Consider the following 19,939-nt stretch of genomic DNA (forward strand, 5'->3'; position numbering starts at 1 on the left):
AAGGAAGAAACGGTGCCGCGCGAGTCAGACTCGGCGCAGCACGTCGATGAGCGTGGCGCCGAGGGCATCCACCAGCTCCACCGGATGCACCGCCGACATGGAGATGCGCAGACGCGATGTCCCGGCCGGCACGGTGGGCGGGCGTACGCCCCCCACCAGGAATCCGCGGCGTCGCAGATCGGCCACGGTGGCCATCGTGCGCACAGGGTCGCCGATCTGCAGCGGGATGATGTGCCCGTCCTCCGGACCGGTGACCGGCAGCCCGGCCGCGAGGAGTCGCCGGCGCAGGCGCCGGGCGCGGTCACGCACCGCATCGCGGCGCCACCCTTCCACCTCGGCAATGCGCAACGCCTCGAGCGTGGCCGCGGCCATGGCCGGCGGCGATCCGGTGGTGAAGATGAAGGAGCGCGCGCGGCTCACGAGGAACTCCACCAGCTCCTGTGAGCCACCCACGTAGGCGCCGGCCGTGCCGAGCGCCTTGCCAAGGGTGCCCACCACCACGTCCACGTCGCGGGAGACGCCGAAGTGTTCGAGGCTGCCGGCGCCGGTGGCGCCCAGCACCCCGGTGCCGTGGGCATCGTCCACGTAGGTCCACGCCTCATGATGCCGGGCAATGGGCACCAGCCGGTCGAGCGGACAGTAGTCCCCGTCCATGGAGAACACGCCCTCCACCACGATGAGTGCCCGACGGAACTGGGTACGCTCGGCCGCCAGCATGCGCTCGAGTGCCTCGAGGTCGTTGTGCGGAAAGACCCGCACCGTGGCGCGCGACAGGCGGCACCCGTCAATGAGCGACGCGTGATTGAGCGCGTCGGAGTAGATCACGTCGCCCCGGTCGGCCAGCGCCGGGATGGCGCCCACGTTGACCATGTATCCCGACGGAAAGAGGAGGGTGTAGTCGCACCCCTTGAGCCGGGCGAGCGTGTGCTCGAGCGCCTCGTGTATCGGATGATTGCCGGAGATGAGCCGGGCGGCGGCCGCTCCCGTGCCCTCGGCCTGCAGCACGGCATGAGCCGCGCGCGCCACCCGCGCATCGCTCGCCAACCCCAGATAATCGTTGGAGGCGAAGTCGGCCACCCGGTCGCCGCCCAGCAGCACGGTGCCCGCACGCCGCTGCTGCACCTGACGCAGCGCGCGCTTGAGTCCCTGCGCCTCCAACGCGCGCAACGCGTCGTCGAGCGCCGCGTTCATCGTGGAGGGGGGCAGCAGCGGGTGATCGGAAAACGGCGGACTCACGACCTCCTCACTGGATCACGAAGGTGAGCTGCGTCTTCGTGGGATGCGCCGAGCACACACCACCAAAGGTGCCGGGCGGCACCGTGTAGTCGGTCTGTTGGCCGGCCGGCACGGTGAACATGGCGAGGCGATGCTGCACTGTGTCCTCGTTGACCACGCGAATCTTCCGCTTGGGGCCGCGACCGCCCACGAACACCGTGTCGGGCAGCGGGGTGTCGCGGCCGAAGGCATCGGTCACCACGGCCACACCCCCGCGCTGCACGCGAATGAGCGTGTCGGGGCGTGGCCAGCTCCACCACGCCACCGCGGCGGTGCCAAAGATGATCGCCACGAGCGTGGCGACGCGTTGCCGGGTCATGAGGCGATGATCAGGGGGCGCGCACCGGAACACGCACCACGAGCGAGTCGCCAGCCGCAAAGCGCAGCGTGAGCGGCACGGTATCGCCCACGGCGAGCGTCCGGGTGAGTTGCAGCAGCATGACGTGCACGCCGCCGGGCTGCATGACGAGGGAGTCGCGCGGCGCAATGGGAACGGCGGCGCGGGCCATCATGTGCGCCATGCCGTCGTGCTGCATCGACTCGTGCACTTCGGCGGCTGTGGCTGCCGTGCTGGTCACCGCCACGAGTTCCGTGGCCACGGAGTCGGCGTTGACGATGGTGAGGTACGCGCCGCTGGTGGCGCCGGAATCGGCTGGCCGTGCCCACGCGGCCGACACCAGGCGTCCCGCGCGCGGCGTGTCGCCGGAGGCGGCCTCGCCAGAGGCGGCGTCGCTACCGGCGCAACCCACGCAGACCGGCAGCACGGCCGCGAGCGCCACGCGCACGGCCTCGCGCGCGACCAGCTGCAGACGATGATGGGTCATCACAGCAAACGTTCCAGGTCGGCCGCCAGTGCCTCCCAGCGGGTTCCGAAGGGGTAGAGCGCCACGAGTGCCCCGCGCTCATCGAGCAGGAACTGCTGGGACGAGTGACTCACCAGATAGCCGCTGGCGGGTGTGCCCGCCTCGCGCGCCGCCGCCACGCCGAACAGCTCCAGCGTGCGGGCCGTGGTTGGGGCGTCACCCGACAGCCCCACGAAGGTGCTGTCGAACTGCCGCGCATAGCGCAGCGCCACGGCCGGCGTGTCCCGCTCAGGATCGACGGTCACGAATACGAAGCGCACGCGCTCGGCGGTGCGCCCGAGTTGTGCCTTCACCCGCTTCCAGTCGGCGAGCGTGGTGGGGCAGACGTCGGGACAATGCGTGTACCCGAAGAACACCACCGTGGCGCCGTCGGGGGTGCCCCCGAGCGTGTACGCGGTGCTGTCGGGGAGGGTGAAGGCCACCGGGGCCATCGCCCGGGGCGGATCCACGGCCACGCCCTCAAAGCGGCCGCGGGTGTCACACGAGACGAGCAGTACCCCCGCGGTGATGCCTGCGATCAGGCCGCGCACTTGTCACACAGCCCGTACAGCACCACCTCATGCGACTCGAGATGGAACCCCTGCGGCGTGAGATCACGCAGGTCACCCGGGCACCCGTGAATCTCGAACACGCGGGTGCACTGCCGGCAGCGGAAGTGATGGTGATGGGCCGAGCCGGCGCGTTCGTAGCGCGGTGGTTCGCCCGGCAGCTCCACCGGAACCAGCCAGCCGCTGTCGACGAGGGAGTTGATTGTGCGATAAACCGTGGCGATGCCCAGTTTCGAGACGTGGCTCCGCCCGTACTCGAGGACCTCGGTGGGGCCCAGAGGCCGCGGAATCTCCTCGAACACCAACCGGATGGCATCGCGCTGCCGCGTATTGCGTTCCATGGCGTCAAATATGGCATGGTGCAGTGGCCCGGGGCATCCGGCCGCCGCGATGGAGGTGTCCAGAGTGGCGGGCGGGGGAGCCCCCCGATTGATTTGCCGCATGCCCGACCCGACCCCACACCCTGCGCCCGTCGGGGCGCCACTGGTTTCCCGCCCCGCGTGGGGGCGCTGGCTGCTCGTGAGCGGCGCCGCCATCGTGGCGGCGCACCTGCTCGATGACGTCGCCTGGCGCACCGTACGGGTTCCGGGCGTGTACGAGAAGGACTGGGGGCGCCTGCTGCGCAGCATGGGGTTCCTCCCCACCTGGCTGTTGCTGGCGCTCGCCTGGTGGCTGCAGCAGGAGGAGCGGCCGACGCGCAAGACCGGCACCACGCTGCTCGTGCTCGGCCCGCTGCTGGGTGGTCTCGCAGCCGAGCTGCTCAAACTGCTGGTACGACGGCTGCGCCCCGACCCGGAGCTGTTCGGGTACGCCTTTCGGAGCTTCACCGACGGCCCGTGGTCGAACCGGGGTATGGGGATGCCCAGCTCCCACACACTGGTGGCGTTCGCCGGCGCATTCGCCCTGGCACGACTCTTTCCACGCGCGCGCTGGGTGTTCTACGCCCTCGCCGCCGGCTGCGGCCTGACGCGCGTGATGGCCACGGCGCACTTCCTGAGCGACACGGTGGTCGCCGCCTGTGTGGCGTGGGGGGTGGTGGCGGCGCTCGATTCCCGGCTGCGACCACCCGTCGCCGTGACCTAGCACCGCCACGACTCCCAGTGCGCGCGCAGATCCGCGGAGCAGTCGAACCGCTTCCGTTTGTGTCGCGGCAGGTCGGCGAGGGTCTGGAGCCGGTAGTGTTTCCCCAGGACCGACGGCGCCCACGCCTCGTAGCGGGCGAACAGCTCCGCCACCACGGCAATGCCCCGGTGTACGCGCTCGTGCTCGCTGCTGCAGCGGGCCGTACGTGCGCGTGGCAGCTGACCAAGCTGATGCAGCGGAAGCGCCAGCGGCCGGTCGGTGAGGCGGGCACTGCTGGCATGACGGGGCAGCAGGACGCCGCCCTCGCCCAACCGATGGGAGGCATATCCGCTGCCGCCCGGGCGATCCTCCGCCGCTGACTCGGCCCGGGGGGCGGCCGCGATACCGCCGCCGCCGCTGGTCAGCGCAGGGAAGTGCACGGGTCCGCAATAGGCCCCAAACCCCCAGCACACCACGGCCTCAAGTGGGGGATTGCCCGTGAGCGCATACACATAGCAGCTCGTTCCTCCCGGCGTGGGTGACCCCCAGCGGACGAAGCCGAACCGCTGCAGCGCATTGCCGTCGGTGTGCCGGATGTCGTGCCCAAGGAACCAGAACTGCTGGTCGAGCAGCACGGGGAGGCGCAGCGGGCGGGAAGGGGCTTGCGCGGGCATTTAGTGATACTAGGATCTCAATACTGTGTAGTCAACACTTCTGCGGGAGACCCCATGGCCAAGAGCGGCCGCGTGAACGTGAAGCTGCGCTCCACCGAGAGCCATCACATGTACGTCACCACCAAGAATCCGCGCACGACGCCGCAGCGGCTCGAGCAGCGCAAGTACGATCCGTTCGTGAAGAAGCACGTGCTCTACCGGGAGTCCAAGTGACCGCGCCTGCCGTGCTGTCGAGCGACCGCCGGTTGCCGGTCACGGTCCTCTCGGGGTTTCTGGGCGCCGGCAAAACCACGCTGCTCAATCACGTGCTCGCCAATCGCGAGGGGATGCGCGTGGCGGTGATCGTGAACGACATGAGCGAAGTGAACATCGACGCCCAGCTGGTGCGCGGTGGTGATGCGGCGCTGTCGCGCACGCAGGAGACGCTCGTGGAGATGACGAACGGCTGCATCTGCTGCACGCTGCGCGACGACCTGCTGCAGGAGGTCGCGCGCCTCGCCGCCGAAGGGCGGTTCGACTATCTGCTCATCGAAAGCACGGGCATCGGGGAGCCGTTGCCGGTGGCCGCCACGTTCACCTTCGAAACGGAAGAGGGCGTTTCCCTCGCGCAGGTGGCGCGTCTCGACACGATGGTCACGGTGGTCGATGCGTACCGCTTTCTCGCGGACCTGGGGTCGCTCGACGACCTCAAGGCGCGGCAGCTCGCGCTGGGCGACGAGGACGAGCGCACCATCCCCGATCTGCTCATCGACCAGGTGGAGTTTGCCAACGTCATCGTGATCAACAAGGCCGATCTGGTGGGCGACGACGAGCTGGGGCGACTGATCGCGATTCTGCGGCACCTCAACCCGGAGGCGGAGTTGGTCACCTCCACGCGCGGCGTGGTGGCGCCGGCCACCATTCTGGGGCGTGGCCTGTTCGACTTCGCGCAGGCCGAGGCGGCCCCGGGGTGGCAGAAGGAGTTGGCGGGCGAGCATGTGCCGGAGACGGAGGAGTATGGCATCTCCAGCTTCGTGTATCGGGCGCGGCGCCCGTTCCATCCGCAGCGGCTGTGGGATCAGGTGGACCGTGGTCTGCCTGGGGTGCTGCGCGCCAAGGGGTTCTTCTGGACGGCCACGCGCCCTGACCTCGTGGGGAGCTGGGCGCAGGCCGGCCAGTTGGTGGAGGTGAACCCCGCGGGCTACTGGTACGTGGCCAGCCCGGCCGACAGCTGGGAGGTGGACGATGAGGAGCGCGCGATCATCGAAGGCCACTGGGACCCCGAGGTGGGGGACCGCCGCCAGGAGATCGCCATCATCGGGCAGCGGCTCGACCAGTCGGCGTTGACCGCCATGCTCGACGCGTGCCTGGTGACGCCGGAAGAGTTCGCCGCCGGTCCGGCGCTGTGGTCGGCGTTCCACGATCCGTTTCCCGAGTGGGCGGAAACGGAGGTGGAGGACGAGGACGAGGCCGAAGACGAGGCCGAAGACGAACTCACCTGACGGACGCGGCGCGGACGAGGTACACGCGCTCGGTGAGTCCGTGCAACGCTCCGCCGCGGAATTCCTTCTCGAGCACGAGGATCCGAGCATCGCCCGCGACGATCCTCGTGCCGTGATTCGTACCGTCTCGGCCGTCGTCGCGCATGACGTGCAGGAAGCCGCTCGTACCGGGGACCGCCCACGCCCCTCGTTCCTCGTAAGTGATCAGGGTGTCGGTGCGAACCCGGTGCGTGTACTTGAGCGACGCGTCGAACTCGGTTTCGATGCGGGTGCGGCCGGCGCGAATGTTCTCCACGGTCCGCCGGATGTCGATCGCGGTCGCGTGCCGAATCGAATCGGCGGCGGCGTGCAGGACGGGGGCCCAGTGGTCGATCGCGAGGGAATCCACGTACCAGCGTCCCAGCACGCTCACCGCGGATGGGAGTGCTGTGCCGGGCGTCGACGCCCCCTCGACGGCCGCGCGGATGCGAGGCGTGGACAATTCGCCAACAACACGGACCGGCGGCGCAAGAGGCCCAGGGCGTACCACCAGCACGGTAGGGGTGCCGTCCACATGCAATTGCGTAGCCAACCGGGCGTCACTCAGCACGAGGGGCCGGGTCGTCCCGTGACGCAGGCAGCGCATCACGGCGATGGAGTCCACGCCGGCACGAACCGCGATCGCTACCAGACTGTCCGTTGGGTTGGCGAGGTGGCGCCACTGCTCCTGATCGCGCAGCAGCTGCTTGTGCACGCGATCGAACACCGTGGCTCCACCGAGCCCGCCCGCACAAAACGCGGCCTCGGCAGCGTGCGCTCCCCGCAACAGCCCCGGGATTGGTGATACGCGGACCACGAGGTTGGCCCGCCATGTGGCCGCCAACGCCGCCAGCGAGTCACCCTGCCCCAGCACAAAGCTGCGGCAGGTGGGGCAGGCGTGATCGACGAACTCGTGGATGGTGGGCCGAAGTGAGTCGAGCGCCCCTGCTGGACCAACCCCCCGGCTGCGCGCCGCGTCAGCCCGACGAATCAACGACAGCTCCTGGCGAGCACTGTCGACCGGGGTTGCAGGACGCGATTGCGCGGTGGCCGCGTTTGCCACGATCAGCCAGAGCGACAACGAAAGCAGGGCGAGAGGGCGATCGATCATCGCTCGGTCTCCCGTTGCGGCTTGGCGACCCCCGGGTACACCCCACTCACCTGCCGCAACCCGCTCGTGCCCGGCAGGAAACTCACCTGCTCCAGCACCGGGGCGTCGCCATGCAGGTGTTCCTGTACGAGGCGGCGCGCGAAGTCCGGGGTCACGTTGCGATACCACACGTTGTCGGGCTGCACGACCACGGTACAGCCGTCGTCGCACCGTCCCAGGCATCGCGTACGGGCCGTGTGCACGGCAGGGTCCAGTCCCAGCGCGGCGATCTCTCGGCGAAGGGTGACGGTCACCGCATCGCCACCGCGGTCGCTGCAACTGTCGCCGTTGCACAGCAGCACGAGCCGCTGCGTTCCATTCAGATTCCAGGTGGTCATCGCTGCTGAAGGAGAAATTGTTGATAGCGAGTTATCGCAATCAACAACGAAAGCATCAAAAGTACAGTTATTTAATCTTGCAATTGTTTAATTGATTGCGTAGGCTACCACGCATGGAGAGTGAACTGTGTGGGTCCACCGAACACGAGCAACCCGCCGCGCCGCCCCTGGTCACCGCGGCCATCCGCGAACGCGCGTCGCGCATGCTGGCCGCCGCGGGCGATCCGTCCCGACTTGCGCTGCTCGAACTGCTCGGCGATCGCGAACGGTGTGTGAGCGATCTCGCGGCGTTGACCGGTGACAGCATGCCTGCCGTATCGCAGCGCCTGCGCGTGCTGCGGGGCGAGCGCCTTGTGACCTCGCGTCGCGACGGCAAGCACGTGCGCTACCGGCTTGCCGATCAGCACATCCAGCAACTCATCCTCAACCTCCTTCGCCATGCTGCGGAGGCCGACGGCTGACGGTGCCAGGCACCCGGTCGCGTGGCGTTCCCGGGGGAACCGCTCGACTGCTCATTCCCCCCGGATTGTCTCCCGGAGTCCTGTCATGAGCTTGCACGCGAATCACCCCCACGTCCACGGCGCCGGCTGTGGTCACACGGCCATCCAGCACGACGATCATGTGGACTATCTGCATGATGGGCACCTGCACCATCCCAACGGGAGCGGGGTCGAAGAGCATCACCTCGCCGTGACCGCGGCCAATCCCGCCGACTGCACCCCCGGTCATCGCTGCGGCGGACACGATGCCGCGCACGTGCATGGTGAAGGCTGCGGGCACCCCGCCGTGCCGCATGGTGACCATGTCGATTACCTCGTTGACGGGCACCTCCATCATCCGCACGGCGATCACTGCGACTTTCACGGCAGCGTGATGGCCGTCGCCTGAGCCGGACCGGCGCCGCTCCCGACCACACACGTTCGGGAGCGCCGCCATACGGCGCGCCCCGCTTCGCCCGTGGCAACCCCCGCGCTACTCTTGGGTATGTCCGGCATGTCCTTGCTTCTCGCCACCCTGGCGGCGCTTGCCCTTGGCCCCGCGGTCGCCCATCTGGCGCGCCGGCAGGCGGCGTTGCTCACCTTCGTGGATGGCTTCGTGCTCATCTGCATTGGTGGGCTGGTGCTGTTCGATGTCGTGCCGCACGCTCTCGAGCATGGCGATCTGCTCGCGCTGGTGTTCATCGTGGCCGGTTTCGTCTTGCCGGGGCTCGCCGAACGTCTGCTCACCTTCGGCGTACGGCAAACCCACCTGATCGTCACGGTGCTGGCGATGGTGGGCATCGCCCTGCACTCGCTGCTCGACGGCAGTGCGCTGGCGCAGAGCAGCGACGGCGGCAGTCTGCTGGGCTACGGCGTGCTGCTGCATCAGCTGCCGGTGAGCCTCATGGTGTGGTGGGTGCTCAGCGACCGCCATCCCGTGGTCCCGTGGCTGGTGCTGCTGTTCATGGGCGCGGCGATGGTGGTGGGATACCAGACGGAAGCCACTCTCTTCGCCGCCCTGCCTGAGCGCGCCGGACACCTTTTCGAAGCGCTGGTGGGCGGGTCGCTGCTGCACGTGATCGCGCATCCGGCGCACGACCATGATCCCGCGCATGAGCATGAACCGGGACATCCGCATCTGCACGGCACCGCCGCGGGTCACGCGCACGGGCACGCGCACGGGCACGCGCACGGGCACGCGCACGGGCACGCGCATCCGAGCGACCATGACCACGGTCACCAGCACTCCCACCCGCCAACTCCGTGGGGCCGCTGGGCCAACGGGTTGGGGGCCCTCAGTGGCGCCGCGATGCTGGGGGGACTGCTGCTGCTGCGCAGCGACGCGCTCTCCATGCCAACCGCCACCGCCATCGGTGACACGTTTTGGGCACTGTGCCTCGACAGCGCGCCGGCGGTTCTCCTGGCCTACATCACGGCGGGGTTCGTGCACGCGTATCTCCCCACCGGCGGGTTGGCATGGATGAGCAGGGGCTCGCGCGTGCGACAGGGGCTTGCCGGAATGGCCGTGGGCTTGCCGCTCCCGATCTGTTCGTGCGGCGTGGTGCCGCTCTACCAGCAGCTGGTGCAGCGGGGCGCGTCCACCACGGCCGCCGTGGCGTTTCTCATTGCCACGCCCGAGCTGGGGATCGACGCCATTCTGTTGTCGGTGCCGTTGCTGGGCACGCAGTACACCGTTATCCGCGTCGCGGCCGCCGCGCTGGCGGCCATGACCGTGGCGCTGCTGGTCGGTGCCCTCGTGCCGCGCAAGCGCGCCGCGCTGCCGCTGCTTGGCGAAGCCAACGATGCACCCGTCAACACCCGTGACCGGCTCGCGCAGGCCGCGCGGTCGGGGCTCGCCGACATGGTCGACCATACCGCCCCGTGGATTCTGGCGGGTATCGTGGTGGCGGCGTTCGCCACGCCACTCCTGGAGGGATCGTGGCTCACACAGCTGCCCACGGGGGTCGATGTCCTGGTGTTTGCCGCCGTGGGGATGCCGCTCTACATCTGCGCGTCGGCGTCGACACCGCTGGTGGCGGTGCTCGTGGCGGCCGGCGTGAGCCCCGGCGCCGGCCTCGCCCTGTTGCTCACCGGTCCTGCCACCAACATTGCCACGCTGGGCGTTCTCACGCGGCTCCACGGTCGTCGCTTTGCCTGGCTCTTCTCGAGCGCCATGGTGGGCGTGGCCGTTGCCCTGGGGCTGCTCGTGAACCTGGTGTGGCCCACGCTGACCGCATCGCAGCCAGCGCTCGTTGGCGAGGGGCAGGGCACGTGGTGGCAAATCACGTCGGTCGCGCTGGTGGCGCTGCTGTACGCCGCATCGGTGCTGCGCCGCGGCGCCCGTGGCTTCTTGGGTGAGCTGCGCTTCGAGCTGTCTTCCACGTGAGCCGCATGCCGGACCCCGCCCGGTAGTCGGCGCGAGCGGGGGAGGCAGGCGGTCAGGGCACGACCACGCCGCGATCGCGCACGATGGTACGCCCGGTCTGGGCACTGTCGGAGAGCAGTTGCACGCTCACCCGTTCGACGTTGGGAAACGCGCGACTGATGGCAAAGCCGATCGGCCGCCCCGCCACCGGACGCGCGCACTGCACCTGCCAGCGCGCATACACCTCGGCGTGTGTACCGCGCCCCTGCAGCACCCCCACGGAATCGGCCACCACGCGACAGCCCAGCGCCGCATCGAACTTCACCAGCGTTGCTCCACCAGTGCGCAACTGCGCCAAGGCCGCGTTCTGGCGCGTACGCTCGGCGGCCGTGCGCGGCGCCCGTTCAAAGCCGTACATGTCGTCGGCCGGCGCGCGCAGTTCGATCCGCCCCGCTGCCCCTTCGAGACCGATCAGCAGTGTCGCCTGCCCGTGGGTATGCTGCGCGTCGGTAACGCGTGCGCCGAGTGCCCCGAGGAGCAACAGGGCGGCGAAGCGCCCGCGACGCGGTGCCCGGGTCATCGCGCCACGTCCTCGTACTTCGAGAACTTCTCCGCCTCGATGCGATACCCCGCCACACCGTAGGGAGACTTGTAGTTCTCGACGCGCAACGTCCCGACCACCCACACGGGATCGAAGAGGGAAAGCGTGGCCATGCTGCGCAGTGAGGCGTACACGATCTGGTTGGGGGGCGGCGGTGGCAGATGCACGCAGGCGCCGAAATACGGTACGAGCAGGAACTCCTTGGCGCGGTCCTGCAGGTCGTCCAGCGGCACGATGAAGCCTGGGACGCGAACGCGTTTGCCGTCGAGCGCCTTGAGCGTGTCGCTCATCTTGCCCGAGCGGTAATCAAGCCCGCGGAGCAGCTTCCAGTCGACGGTGATGACGCCCTGGTCCGAGGTCGTCCCGGCACTTGGCAGGGCATCGGGAACCGGCCGCGGCCGCACGCCGCCGCACATGGCGGCGACGAGCAGCATGAGTCCCCAGGAAGCGATGTGGCGTGGACGCACAGGTGGCCGGTACGATGTGAAATGAGTCGCCGTTATCAATAATGGTCCAGTTGGGTTGGTCCGTCCAGTCTCTCCGCGCCACGGCATCATCGAACCGCTGCCCACGAGTGCACCCAGCCGTCCTGATGCGCCGAAAACAGGCGGCGCTCGCGGGGGTGCCACGTGAGTGTCTGCACTCCCGACGGTGCGAAGGCGGTCGCCACCGGTCGCCTGGTGGTTTGGGTGAGATCCCACATCAGCACCTGTCCGTCTTCGGCGCCGGTGGCCACCCACAGCCCCTGCCGGTAGAACGCCACGTCACTAATGGGCAGTACGTGGCCACCCAGCGACACGGGGCTCGTGCCTGCCGGCCCGGCGCCGGCGAAGTTCCACACGCACGCATACGGTCCCCCGTTGGTCACGAGCTTCTTGCCGTCGCTGCTGAACGCCAGGCGTGTGACCTTCTGGTGGTAGCCCGTCATCTCGAGGTTGCCGCGCGAGGCAATCTCGAAGATGTGCACGGCTGATTCCTGCATGCCGGCAGCGAGCCACTTGCCGTTCGGCGACCAGGCGTGCGAGAAGAACGAGCCTTTCCAGTCGAGTTGGTCCACTGGCGCGTCGTCGTGGCGTGACCAGACGGTAACGCCGCCGTACCCCGAGGCCGACAGGCGGTGTCCATCCGGAAGCCACTGCACATCGGCTACCGTGCTGCGCAGCGGGGCATAGCGGCGAACGAGTGATCCGTCGGCGGTCCAGAGACTCACATGCGCGCCGGCGGCGACGGCACACAGCGCTCCATCGGGTGACCACGCGAGATGCTCCACCCACGGCCGATGGCGGCCCGTCGAGGCGGGCACGCCATCGGCCGCGGCACGTTGCGCGTCGCCCTGGTGATCCCAGAAGCGTACGATCCCGTCCTGCCCCCCCGAAACGAGCGTTGTACCGTCGGGGGACCACGCCACGGCCAGCGTTCCGAAGGCATGCGCCGCCCAGTGGCGTTGCACCAGACCGCGGTCGGTGTCGATGACCGTGAGCGCCCCATCACCGGTTCCCACCGCGAGCCAGCTCCCGTCGCTGCTCACGCGCATGGCCAGTGGTGCTTCATCGAGTTGCACGCGCCAGCGAATACCCACCGACGGGCCCGCGGCGGCCGGGCGGCTCGTCACGCCAGGCATGCGTGGAATCCATCGTGCAGCGCCTGACGATCGAGGTTGCGGCCGATGAACACGAGTTGGCTGCTGCGCGGCGTCTCACCCCACGGTCGATCGGGGCGACCGTCAAAGAGCATGTGCACGCCCTGAAACACGAAGCGCTGCGCGGCGCCCTTGATGGCAACGATCCCCTTCATGCGGAAGATGTCGGTGCCCTGCGTCATGAGCAGTTCGCCGAGCCAGCTGTTGAGCTTCTTCTGGTCGAATTCCCCGGCGAACTCGAGCCCCACCGACGTGACCTCCTCGTCGTGTTCGTGCTCGGGATTGAACACATGCTCGCTCGCTGCGGCAAGGACGTGCCCCTGCTGCTCCACCCGCATCGAGAACTCATCGGGGTGGTGCTGCGTGAACAGCGCGTACGCCCCGCGCTCCGGCAGGTTGAGCAGAAACCGCTTCTCACCGCCACGGTCGAGCTGCACGGACACCGGTGTCGTGCCCAGCGTGAATCCCTGTCCCGGGGCGATCTCCTGGGGGTCGGCCGAGAAGAATACCGCCACGCGGTCCTGCACTTCGGCAATCGCATCGGCCGTGGTATTGGGGAGCTTCCACGCCATCACCGTCATCTCCGGGTCGGGCCCGTCATTGATCACCAGCGTGGCGTTCCCTTCGTCAAAGTGAAAGGCGCCGGCCCATTCGAACGGGTACTCCGGCTCGAGGAAGGTGGGTCGCTGCTGCAGCGCCCGATCGAGATCGAAGCCACCGACATTGAGCACGGCATCGAGCTCGACCTGGGCGTTCGTCGTGCGCACGATGCGGGCCACGGCATTCATGCCGCGCAGCCGGCGCTCGAGCTGGTCCAGCTCCTCGGGAGTCACCAGATCGCACTTGTTCAGCACGATCACGTCGGCAAAGGCCACCTGCTCCTTGCATTCGCTCGACTCATCGAGGTGCAGCACCACGTGCTTCGCATCCACCATCGTCACGATGCCATCGAGGCGCAGTTTCGTCTGCATTTCCTCGTCGACGAAGAACGTCTGGGCCACCGGCGCCGGGTCGGCGAGCCCGGTGGTCTCGATCAGGATGGCATCGAACCGGTCACGGCGACGCATGAGTGAGCCAAGAATGCGAATGAGATCGCCGCGCACGGTGCAGCAGATGCAGCCGTTGTTCATCTCGAAGATCTCTTCGTCGGCGTTGATGACGAGATCGTTGTCGATGCCGATTTCGCCGAACTCGTTTTCGATCACGGCGATCTTCTTGCCGTGCTGCGCCGTGAGGATGTAGTTGAGCAGCGTGGTCTTGCCCGAGCCGAGGAAGCCGGTCAGCACGGTCACGGGGACGCGCAGGTCGGTCGCGGGCGCGGACGAAGCGTCGGGGGTGGCAGTCGGTGCGGTCATGCGAGCCTCAGGCGGCGTCAGGGGTGGGGGCAGGGCAGGCCGCGGTCAGCGGCGACGGGAAACGGTCCACGCGGTGGTCATCGAGCGTGGGGGGCAGTGGGAGCGCGTGGCCGGCGACATGCACTGCCGACGCCCACTCGACCAGCGCCTCGAAGTGCGCGGGCGTGTGGAGACCGCCCAGCCACTGCGGCCCTTCAGCGGTGATGATGCCCACCACATTCACGAGGTCGCACGGGCCAAGACAGCCGGTCATGGTGAGCTGCACGCGCGGATTCAGGCGTCGGCGCTTCCACTCGGTCTTGAGCCAGTCGACCGGGACGGCCGGCTTGCCGCGGTCGGTCCGGCCGCAGCAGCAGCCCAGGGCGCAGACGAGCAGCTGGGCATGGCAGGCGCGCTTCGTGATCAGGCTCATGGCTCTGGAAATGATGGTAAGAATGCAGTATCAATAATAAACTGATTGCTTCACTCCTCGACAAGCGCCGCGTATGCATATCGCCGAAGGGTACTTGCCACTGGTCCACTGCCTCGGCTGGGGCGTGCTCGCGGGAGCCCATGTGTGGGCGGGGTCCCGCACGCAGACACCGTGGCGCATTCCCGTGGGGAGCACACCGCGGGAACCCGTCGCGGCGCTCGGGCCGCGTGCCGCCTATGCTTCCGCCATCGCCTTCGGGCTCCTGCTGACTTCACTCAAGATGCCGTCGCTAGCGGGCAGTTCGAGTCATCCCACGGGTATGGCACTCGGGACTGCCCTGCTCGGGCCACGCCGCATGGCCCCGGTTGCCCTGGGCATCCTGCTGCTGCAGGCCCTGCTGCTGGCGCATGGCGGCATCACCACGCTTGGCGCCAACACGTGGAGTCTGGGGGTGGTGTGCCCGTGGGTCACCTGGGGCATGTGGCAGCTGCTGCGTCGCCTGCACCTGTCCGATGGCGTGGCGCTGGGCACGGCTGCGGCACTGGGGGATTTGGCCACTTATGCCGCCACCGCCGGGCAGTTGGCGTTCGCCCAACGCGGTGCTGGCGTGGAGATGGGCGCGGCCTGGCTATCGATCCTCGGCGTGTTCGCTCTGACGCAGCTGCCGATCGCCGCCGTGGAAGGGGTCCTCACGGCGCTCGCCTGGCGCGCGCTCGCGCCCGAGCGCCACCCCGCTCCGGCGTTGGGTAACGCATGAGCCACGTCGCACAACGCCGGGCGCGTGTCGCGCTGTTGGCAGGCATCGTGTTGGCTTTATGGTTTGGCGTGTTCACGCCCCGTCGCGGCACGGGGAGCGATGACCGCGTGCGCGAAGCAATCGCGGCCGTGCCTCACGCTCCGGAGTCCCGCGTCATGCCACGGCTGTCGGCCGAGGAAGAGCGCAGGCGCTTTGCCGTGGTGGCCCTGCTGGCGGCCGGTGCGCTGGTGGGGCTGGCCTTGCTGGGGCGTGGCCGACGTGCGTGACGCCGAGCGGCTCGCACTGGCCGTTGCTCTTCTGCTGCTGGCGTTGCTGCGCGCGTCTCCCGTGAGTGCGGGGGTGGTGATTGGCGTGAGCGCCGTGGTCCTGGTCACTCATGGGCGTCCGTGGGCGTCGGTGCTCACGTGGCTGGCCGCGCCGCTGCCGTTCCTCGCGGCCTCGACGCTTGCCGGATGGTGGACACTATGGCGCACCGGCGACGGCGGGGGGGCGGGTGCACTCGCCAGCGTGTACGCGCACGGTGGGGAACGGCTGCTGCAGCAGGCGTTGCGGGCGGCGGCATGCACGGCGGCCGTGGGAGTGGCCGTCCTGTCCGTGCCGCTGCCGGTGGCGGCGGCCGCGGCACGTCGCCTGCGCATCCCGGCCATGGCTGTGGAGGTGCTGGTGCTGTCGCTGCGCGTGGTGCATGTCGCGGGTCGCACGTTGCGCGCGCGGGTACGGTCTGCCCCGTTGCGTTTCGGCGCCCACAGTGCACCGGCGAGACTGCGCACGAGTGTCGGGCTGGCGGCAACGATGGCGTCGGTCACGCATCACCGTGCGCGGCGTCTCGACGCGATGATGGAGATGCGCGGGACGCCGGACTGGGCGGCTCTCGCTTCGCTGGTGCCAACGGCGCGCACGCCGGTGTTGCTGGTCATCGGTGCGACGGCGGTCGCCGTGAGCCTGCTGCTGTGACGGCCACGTCCGCGATGGCCGGGTGCCTGGGGGTCGCCGTGGGGCTGCGCGACGTCCATGTGTCGCATCGCACCGCGTATGGTCAGGTCCGCGCACTGTGCGGCGCGTCGTTCACCGCGCCGGCAGGGCAGGTAACACTGCTGGCCGGACCCAACGGCGCCGGCAAGAGCAGCGCCTTGGCGACGCTGGCCGGCCTCCAGCGCGCCGCGCGCGGTCAGGTGCTGCTGAAAGAGCGCTGGCATGATGCCGGTCGCGTCGCGACCGCCGCGCGTGGCGTCGTCGGGTGGCTCGGCTCCGACCCGGACGACCAGCTCATCGCGCCGCGGGTGCACGACGACATCGCCTTCGGTCTCCTCAACCGGGGCGAGTCGGCCACCAACGCGTCGGCCCGGGTGGCAGCCATGGCGGAGCAGCTGGGGATCGCGCCACTGCTTTCGCGCAGTATCGACGGGTTGAGCCACGGTGAACGGCAGCGCGTAGCGCTCGCCGGGGTACTGGTGCTCGAGCCCCGTGTACTGCTGCTCGACGAGCCCACGTTGGGGCTCGATCGCCGTGGGCATCGCGCACTGCTCACACTGCTCTCCTCGTTCCGTGCGCGCGGCATGACCATGGTGGTGGCCAGTCACGACGAGCAGCTGGCCGACGGCTGGGCCGATCATGTGGTGCTGTTCGAAGGCGGTACCGTGGTGCTGGAAGGGCCGAGTGCAGAATCAGTCATTCACCCCGCGTGGCGACGTGTGCTTGGTCTCGCCGGCAGCTGACAGCGTTGCGACAGGGTGCAGCAAGCCGGGACCGGCGGTTCCGTTGCTGCCCGTGTGTTCCTTGTTCCATCGACTTCCTCCTCGAGCCCTGCTGATGGCCCCATCCCCGCTCGCGCCACATCACGACCGTCTGCTATGGGTCGGTGTTGCCTGTCTGGTCCTCCTGGTCGCGGGCGCGGTGTGGCTGATGCCACGTCTCATCACCAGCGACGTCCTCCCGCCGGCCGAAACCTCCTCGCCCCAAAAGAACGACCGGCCGTCGGTCGGCCCGTGACGTCGCGGGGCGCTGGTCGCCACATGCGTCGCGGGAAGCCGCACTCACATTCCTTGCCACCTGGGGAGTGCCGCCACCGCGCTCCGCGTGGTGCGTACCCTGCCGTGCGGGCGCGCTCACGGCCGTGCGTGGCGCAACCGCCGGAGGCGTGATGGATCTCTTCGCAAAACGGTCACACGGTCACGTCGATCACCTGACTCAGGTGAAGGCGTGGGTCCGGGAGCTGATGGACGTTTCCCCGAATGCCGCAGTGCTGGTCACCGAGCTGCGGTGCACCGAACCAGGGTGCCCACCGCTCGAAACGGTAATTGCCATTCTCGAAGACGCGGTCGCGCCACGACAGTACACACTGCATCGGGCCGTCGCCGATGTCACGCGGCAGGATATTGCCGACTCTGCCGCGCCTACACGTCGCGGGTGAACGTCGATGGGCGTATGCCCGGCGTGGGTGCGGGCGTGCTCAGCTCCCGCACCCGCACCCTGATCCGCAGCCGAAATCGGAACCGTGGGTGCGCGCGACATCGGCGGCGCGGGTCGATTCGGCTGCCAGCGCCGCAGCCACAGCCACGCCGCTGCGCTGGGGCGTGAGGGCGCCCCAGCCGCCGCTGATGACGCGGCGCACCGGCTCGCGGGTCACCGGATGAATCGTGAGGGGCGCATCACCCATGGCCTGGTGCCAGGCAAAGCGTGCGGGGACGTCGTCGTCGCACTGCGGAACGGTTTCGTACTCGTACAGCGGCATGGGGATATCCGAGGGGAGGTACAATTGATAATTTACTCGCAATAATATGGTCTTCCCACCTTTGCTCACCCTGTCGGCCATGCGCCATTCGTCCGCCCGCTTCGTCCGGCCGCTGTTGGCCGTCCCCATTGCCCTCGCGATGCAGGCGACGGCTGCTACCGCGCAGATCGTTGCCTCGGAGCGCGCCTCGGTCACTCAAACGGTGGATGGCACCACGATCACCGTGGACTACTCGCGGCCGCGTCTGCGTGGTCGCACGAACATCTACGGGGGCCTCGAAAAGTGGGGCACGGTGTGGACCCCGGGTGCCGACGATGCCACGGCCATTCGCCTGTCGCGCCCGGCCATGGTGGCCGGTTTGCGGGTGCCGGCCGGTCGCTTCTCGGTCTGGTTCGTCCTGCGCGAAAAGGAACCGTGGACGCTGGTGCTCGACCCGCGCGATTCCCTCTTCCACACCGCGCATCCCGACTCGACCGCCGCGCAGTTGCGCGCGCCGATCGTGCCCTTCGACGTGCCCAACACGGAAGTGCTCACCTGGGCGTTCCCCGACGTGAGCATTCGCGGCACGACCCTCGAGTTCCGATGGGGCACGAAGGGGGTCGCCGTCCCTATCGTCGTCGAACCGACGCTGCCGCTGACGGTGACGGCCGCCGAGGTGGCCGCGTTCCTTGGCAGTTACGACTTCGAGTGGGCTGACAGCACGAGCCAGCCACGTCGTTCGGTGTTCACCGTGGAGCGTCGTGGCGATCAGCTGTTCGGTACCTGGGATACTCCGCAGCTGGGCTCGCTTCGCGAGATGCAGTTGCTGAGCCACGGAACGGACCGATTCGCCTACGGGTGGTATCGCAATGGGTCGCTGTGGGCCACCAGCCTCGAACTCAACCTCGAGTTCGCGCGCCGTGACGGACGGGTGGTCGGCTTCACCTACAAGTCGTCGAGCGAGGTCGTGGCCCGCGGCACGCGTCGGCCATAGTGGCGTCGCCAACGCTTGCCGGCCGCTCGGCGCGTACACGCCCGCTCGCCGTCACAGTCATCAGCGGCTTCCTGGGGGCCGGCAAGACCACGTTGCTGCGGCGCCTCCTGCGCGATCGCAGCGATCTGCGCATGGCGGTCATCGTCAACGATCTCAGCGATCTGGCGGTCGACGCCGATCTGGTGAAGGAGCTCAAGGAGGGGGATGAGGAGCTCGTCATCGACCTCCATGCGGGTTCACTGGGGGGATCGCTGCGCCCGGCGTTTCGCGACGCGCTCGACCGCGTGGCCGCCGATCCCTCGCTCGACTACCTGCTCATTGAAACGAGCGGGGGGTCACATCCGCATGCCCTGCTCGAGGACATTCAGCGACATCGTGGCCTCACGCTCGACGGCGTGGTCACGGTGGTGGATGGGCTCAACCTGTGGCGTGATTTCGATGGCGGTCGTGCGCTCCTGCAGGACGCCCCGCCGTCGATCTCGCCCGTGTCGCTGCTGCGCGCGCAGATCGAGGCGGCCAGTGTGCTGCTGGTCAGCAAGGCAGATCGCCTCACACGCGCGCAGGTCACTGACGTGTTCGCCGTGCTGCACCAGCTCAATGTGCACGCCCTCATCGTCTCGATGGCGTACGGCCAGGTCGATCCGGCACTCATCGTGGGCGCCCGATCCTTTCAGAAGCGACGGCGCCGTCCGCGCGGGGAACCGGTGCGGCGCTCGCCGGTGGCACCCGCGCCCGACGATCCTGCCGTCTACGGTCTCGGATCCGTCACCTTGCGTCATACTCGGCCATTTCACCCGCAGCGCCTGCACACCCTGGTACGCGAGTCGCTCCCGCTGGGGGTGCATCGCAGCAAAGGGTGGATCTGGCTGGCCTCGCGTCCCCTCGATGTGCTGGTGTGGAGCCACGCCGGCTCGTGGGTGGGACTCGAGTGGGCGGCCACGTGGAAGGCCGGCATTCTCCTCGATCCGGCGGCGCGTCTGTTGCCAGAGGAGCGTGCCGGTCTCACGGCCGCCCTCGCGCAGCTCGACCCCGTCTTCGGCGATCGCCATTGCGAACTGACCATCATTGGCGTGGAGCCCGATCGCACCGCCTTCGCCGACGCGCTCCGGCACTGTCTCTGCACCGATGCCGAGGTTGCGGCCTGGCAGAACGGTGAGCGCTTCGATGATCCCTGGCCGCAGACCATCCGTCGTGTGTGACGTGGTCGGCCGTCGTACA

26 protein-coding genes are annotated in these 19,939 nt (G+C 68.7%); 12 read left to right on the forward strand and 14 right to left on the reverse strand.

The window, feature by feature from the left end:
* Positions 1-24 precede the first annotated feature (24 nt).
* The 5 genes from bioF to LW840_RS08890 are packed head-to-tail and all read right to left on the reverse strand — an operon-like array spanning position 25 to position 3,027.
* Positions 25-1,236 carry an 8-amino-7-oxononanoate synthase gene (gene bioF, locus LW840_RS08870; RefSeq protein WP_291262811.1) on the reverse strand — a complete coding sequence of 404 codons (1,212 nt, stop codon included), beginning with the start codon at positions 1,234-1,236 and terminating at the stop codon, positions 25-27.
* A 7-nt stretch (positions 1,237-1,243) separates the two neighbouring features.
* Entirely contained in the window at positions 1,244-1,594 is a 351-nt protein-coding gene (locus tag LW840_RS08875; protein ID WP_291276829.1) for a hypothetical protein, read from the reverse strand.
* Between the two features lie 10 nt (positions 1,595-1,604).
* Entirely contained in the window at positions 1,605-2,099 is a 495-nt protein-coding gene (locus LW840_RS08880) for a copper chaperone PCu(A)C (RefSeq protein WP_291268359.1), read from the reverse strand.
* Positions 2,099-2,668, reverse strand: coding sequence for an SCO family protein (locus LW840_RS08885; RefSeq protein WP_291268358.1), 570 nt, complete (start codon positions 2,666-2,668; stop codon positions 2,099-2,101). The genes LW840_RS08880 and LW840_RS08885 overlap by 1 nt, the downstream gene beginning before the upstream one ends.
* Positions 2,656-3,027: a transcriptional repressor gene (locus LW840_RS08890; RefSeq protein WP_291262815.1), complete on the reverse strand. Its 372-nt coding sequence runs from the start codon at positions 3,025-3,027 to the stop codon at positions 2,656-2,658. Before LW840_RS08890 ends, LW840_RS08885 begins: the two co-directional genes overlap by 13 nt.
* A gap of 100 nt (positions 3,028-3,127) precedes the next feature.
* Between LW840_RS08890 and LW840_RS08895 the strand changes: the two genes are divergently transcribed.
* On the forward strand, positions 3,128-3,769 hold the full coding sequence (locus LW840_RS08895; RefSeq protein WP_291276830.1) for a phosphatase PAP2 family protein: 642 nt from the start codon (positions 3,128-3,130) through the stop codon (positions 3,767-3,769).
* On the opposite strand, the gene LW840_RS08900 is transcribed toward LW840_RS08895, so the two are convergent.
* Positions 3,766-4,422, reverse strand: a complete 657-nt coding sequence (locus tag LW840_RS08900; protein ID WP_291273718.1) for a hypothetical protein — start codon at positions 4,420-4,422, stop codon at positions 3,766-3,768. The genes LW840_RS08895 and LW840_RS08900 overlap by 4 nt on opposite strands.
* 54 nt (positions 4,423-4,476) lie before the next feature.
* On the opposite strand from LW840_RS08900, the gene rpmG reads away from it, so the two are divergent.
* Together rpmG and zigA are read left to right on the forward strand one after the other, a co-directional pair.
* On the forward strand, positions 4,477-4,635 hold the full coding sequence (gene rpmG, locus LW840_RS08905) for a 50S ribosomal protein L33 (protein ID WP_291268779.1): 159 nt from the start codon (positions 4,477-4,479) through the stop codon (positions 4,633-4,635).
* Entirely contained in the window at positions 4,632-5,903 is a 1,272-nt protein-coding gene (zigA, locus tag LW840_RS08910) for a zinc metallochaperone GTPase ZigA (protein WP_291276831.1), read from the forward strand. Before rpmG ends, zigA begins: the two co-directional genes overlap by 4 nt.
* Here zigA and LW840_RS08915 read toward each other — a convergent pair.
* Together LW840_RS08915 and LW840_RS08920 are read right to left on the reverse strand one after the other, a co-directional pair.
* Positions 5,896-7,032, reverse strand: a complete 1,137-nt coding sequence (locus LW840_RS08915; protein WP_291276832.1) for a thioredoxin domain-containing protein — start codon at positions 7,030-7,032, stop codon at positions 5,896-5,898. The two genes, zigA and LW840_RS08915, sit on opposite strands and share 8 nt — an antisense overlap.
* Entirely contained in the window at positions 7,029-7,409 is a 381-nt protein-coding gene (locus LW840_RS08920; protein WP_291276833.1) for a (2Fe-2S) ferredoxin domain-containing protein, read from the reverse strand. The genes LW840_RS08915 and LW840_RS08920 overlap by 4 nt, the downstream gene beginning before the upstream one ends.
* 113 nt (positions 7,410-7,522) lie before the next feature.
* On the opposite strand from LW840_RS08920, the gene LW840_RS08925 reads away from it, so the two are divergent.
* The 3 genes from LW840_RS08925 (at position 7,523) to LW840_RS08935 (ending at position 10,274) form a co-directional block, all read left to right on the forward strand.
* Positions 7,523-7,870: a metalloregulator ArsR/SmtB family transcription factor gene (locus LW840_RS08925; protein ID WP_291268419.1), complete on the forward strand. Its 348-nt coding sequence runs from the start codon at positions 7,523-7,525 to the stop codon at positions 7,868-7,870.
* 85 nt (positions 7,871-7,955) lie between these two features.
* Complete coding sequence (locus LW840_RS08930; protein WP_291268420.1) at positions 7,956-8,297, forward strand: hypothetical protein; 342 nt, start codon at positions 7,956-7,958, stop codon at positions 8,295-8,297.
* Between the two features lie 105 nt (positions 8,298-8,402).
* The gene (locus LW840_RS08935; RefSeq protein WP_291276834.1) at positions 8,403-10,274 is read left to right on the forward strand and encodes a permease; all 1,872 of its coding nucleotides are present in this window, start codon (positions 8,403-8,405) and stop codon (positions 10,272-10,274) included.
* A 52-nt stretch (positions 10,275-10,326) separates the two neighbouring features.
* Here the strand turns inward: LW840_RS08935 and LW840_RS08940 are convergent, their stop codons facing one another.
* From LW840_RS08940 to LW840_RS08960, 5 genes are all read right to left on the reverse strand, one after another.
* On the reverse strand, positions 10,327-10,833 hold the full coding sequence (locus LW840_RS08940; RefSeq protein WP_291267819.1) for a DUF2796 domain-containing protein: 507 nt from the start codon (positions 10,831-10,833) through the stop codon (positions 10,327-10,329).
* The gene (locus tag LW840_RS08945) at positions 10,830-11,288 is read right to left on the reverse strand and encodes a DUF3299 domain-containing protein (RefSeq protein WP_291267820.1); all 459 of its coding nucleotides are present in this window, start codon (positions 11,286-11,288) and stop codon (positions 10,830-10,832) included. Before LW840_RS08945 ends, LW840_RS08940 begins: the two co-directional genes overlap by 4 nt.
* A 119-nt stretch (positions 11,289-11,407) precedes the next feature.
* A complete protein-coding gene (locus LW840_RS08950; protein WP_291267821.1) occupies positions 11,408-12,475 on the reverse strand; it encodes a hypothetical protein in 1,068 nt (355 codons plus the stop codon).
* Complete coding sequence (locus LW840_RS08955; protein WP_291273675.1) at positions 12,463-13,848, reverse strand: GTP-binding protein; 1,386 nt, start codon at positions 13,846-13,848, stop codon at positions 12,463-12,465. The genes LW840_RS08950 and LW840_RS08955 overlap by 13 nt, the downstream gene beginning before the upstream one ends.
* 7 nt (positions 13,849-13,855) lie before the next feature.
* Positions 13,856-14,260: a (2Fe-2S) ferredoxin domain-containing protein gene (locus LW840_RS08960; protein WP_291268597.1), complete on the reverse strand. Its 405-nt coding sequence runs from the start codon at positions 14,258-14,260 to the stop codon at positions 13,856-13,858.
* A 73-nt stretch (positions 14,261-14,333) separates the two neighbouring features.
* Between LW840_RS08960 and LW840_RS08965 the strand changes: the two genes are divergently transcribed.
* From LW840_RS08965 to LW840_RS08980, 4 genes are read left to right on the forward strand one after another with little or no spacing between them, the layout of a single operon-like run.
* Positions 14,334-15,017, forward strand: a complete 684-nt coding sequence (locus tag LW840_RS08965; protein WP_291268596.1) for an energy-coupling factor ABC transporter permease — start codon at positions 14,334-14,336, stop codon at positions 15,015-15,017.
* A complete protein-coding gene (locus LW840_RS08970; RefSeq protein WP_291268595.1) occupies positions 15,014-15,283 on the forward strand; it encodes a hypothetical protein in 270 nt (89 codons plus the stop codon). Before LW840_RS08965 ends, LW840_RS08970 begins: the two co-directional genes overlap by 4 nt.
* Positions 15,267-15,971: a CbiQ family ECF transporter T component gene (locus LW840_RS08975; protein ID WP_291268774.1), complete on the forward strand. Its 705-nt coding sequence runs from the start codon at positions 15,267-15,269 to the stop codon at positions 15,969-15,971. Before LW840_RS08970 ends, LW840_RS08975 begins: the two co-directional genes overlap by 17 nt.
* On the forward strand, positions 15,968-16,732 hold the full coding sequence (locus LW840_RS08980) for an ABC transporter ATP-binding protein (RefSeq protein WP_291268773.1): 765 nt from the start codon (positions 15,968-15,970) through the stop codon (positions 16,730-16,732). Before LW840_RS08975 ends, LW840_RS08980 begins: the two co-directional genes overlap by 4 nt.
* 734 nt (positions 16,733-17,466) lie before the next feature.
* Here LW840_RS08980 and LW840_RS08985 read toward each other — a convergent pair.
* Positions 17,467-17,772, reverse strand: coding sequence for a hypothetical protein (locus LW840_RS08985; RefSeq protein ID WP_291276835.1), 306 nt, complete (start codon positions 17,770-17,772; stop codon positions 17,467-17,469).
* Between the two features lie 55 nt (positions 17,773-17,827).
* Here LW840_RS08985 and LW840_RS08990 point away from each other — a divergent pair, with 55 nt between their 5' ends.
* The gene (locus tag LW840_RS08990) at positions 17,828-18,721 is read left to right on the forward strand and encodes a DUF2911 domain-containing protein (RefSeq protein WP_291276836.1); all 894 of its coding nucleotides are present in this window, start codon (positions 17,828-17,830) and stop codon (positions 18,719-18,721) included.
* Positions 18,721-19,920 carry a GTP-binding protein gene (locus LW840_RS08995; protein ID WP_291276837.1) on the forward strand — a complete coding sequence of 400 codons (1,200 nt, stop codon included), beginning with the start codon at positions 18,721-18,723 and terminating at the stop codon, positions 19,918-19,920. Before LW840_RS08990 ends, LW840_RS08995 begins: the two co-directional genes overlap by 1 nt.
* The last annotated feature ends 19 nt before the right edge of the window (positions 19,921-19,939 follow it).

The sequence above is a fragment of the Gemmatimonas sp. genome (assembly GCF_021298855.1).
Lineage (GTDB): Bacteria > Gemmatimonadota > Gemmatimonadetes > Gemmatimonadales > Gemmatimonadaceae > Gemmatimonas.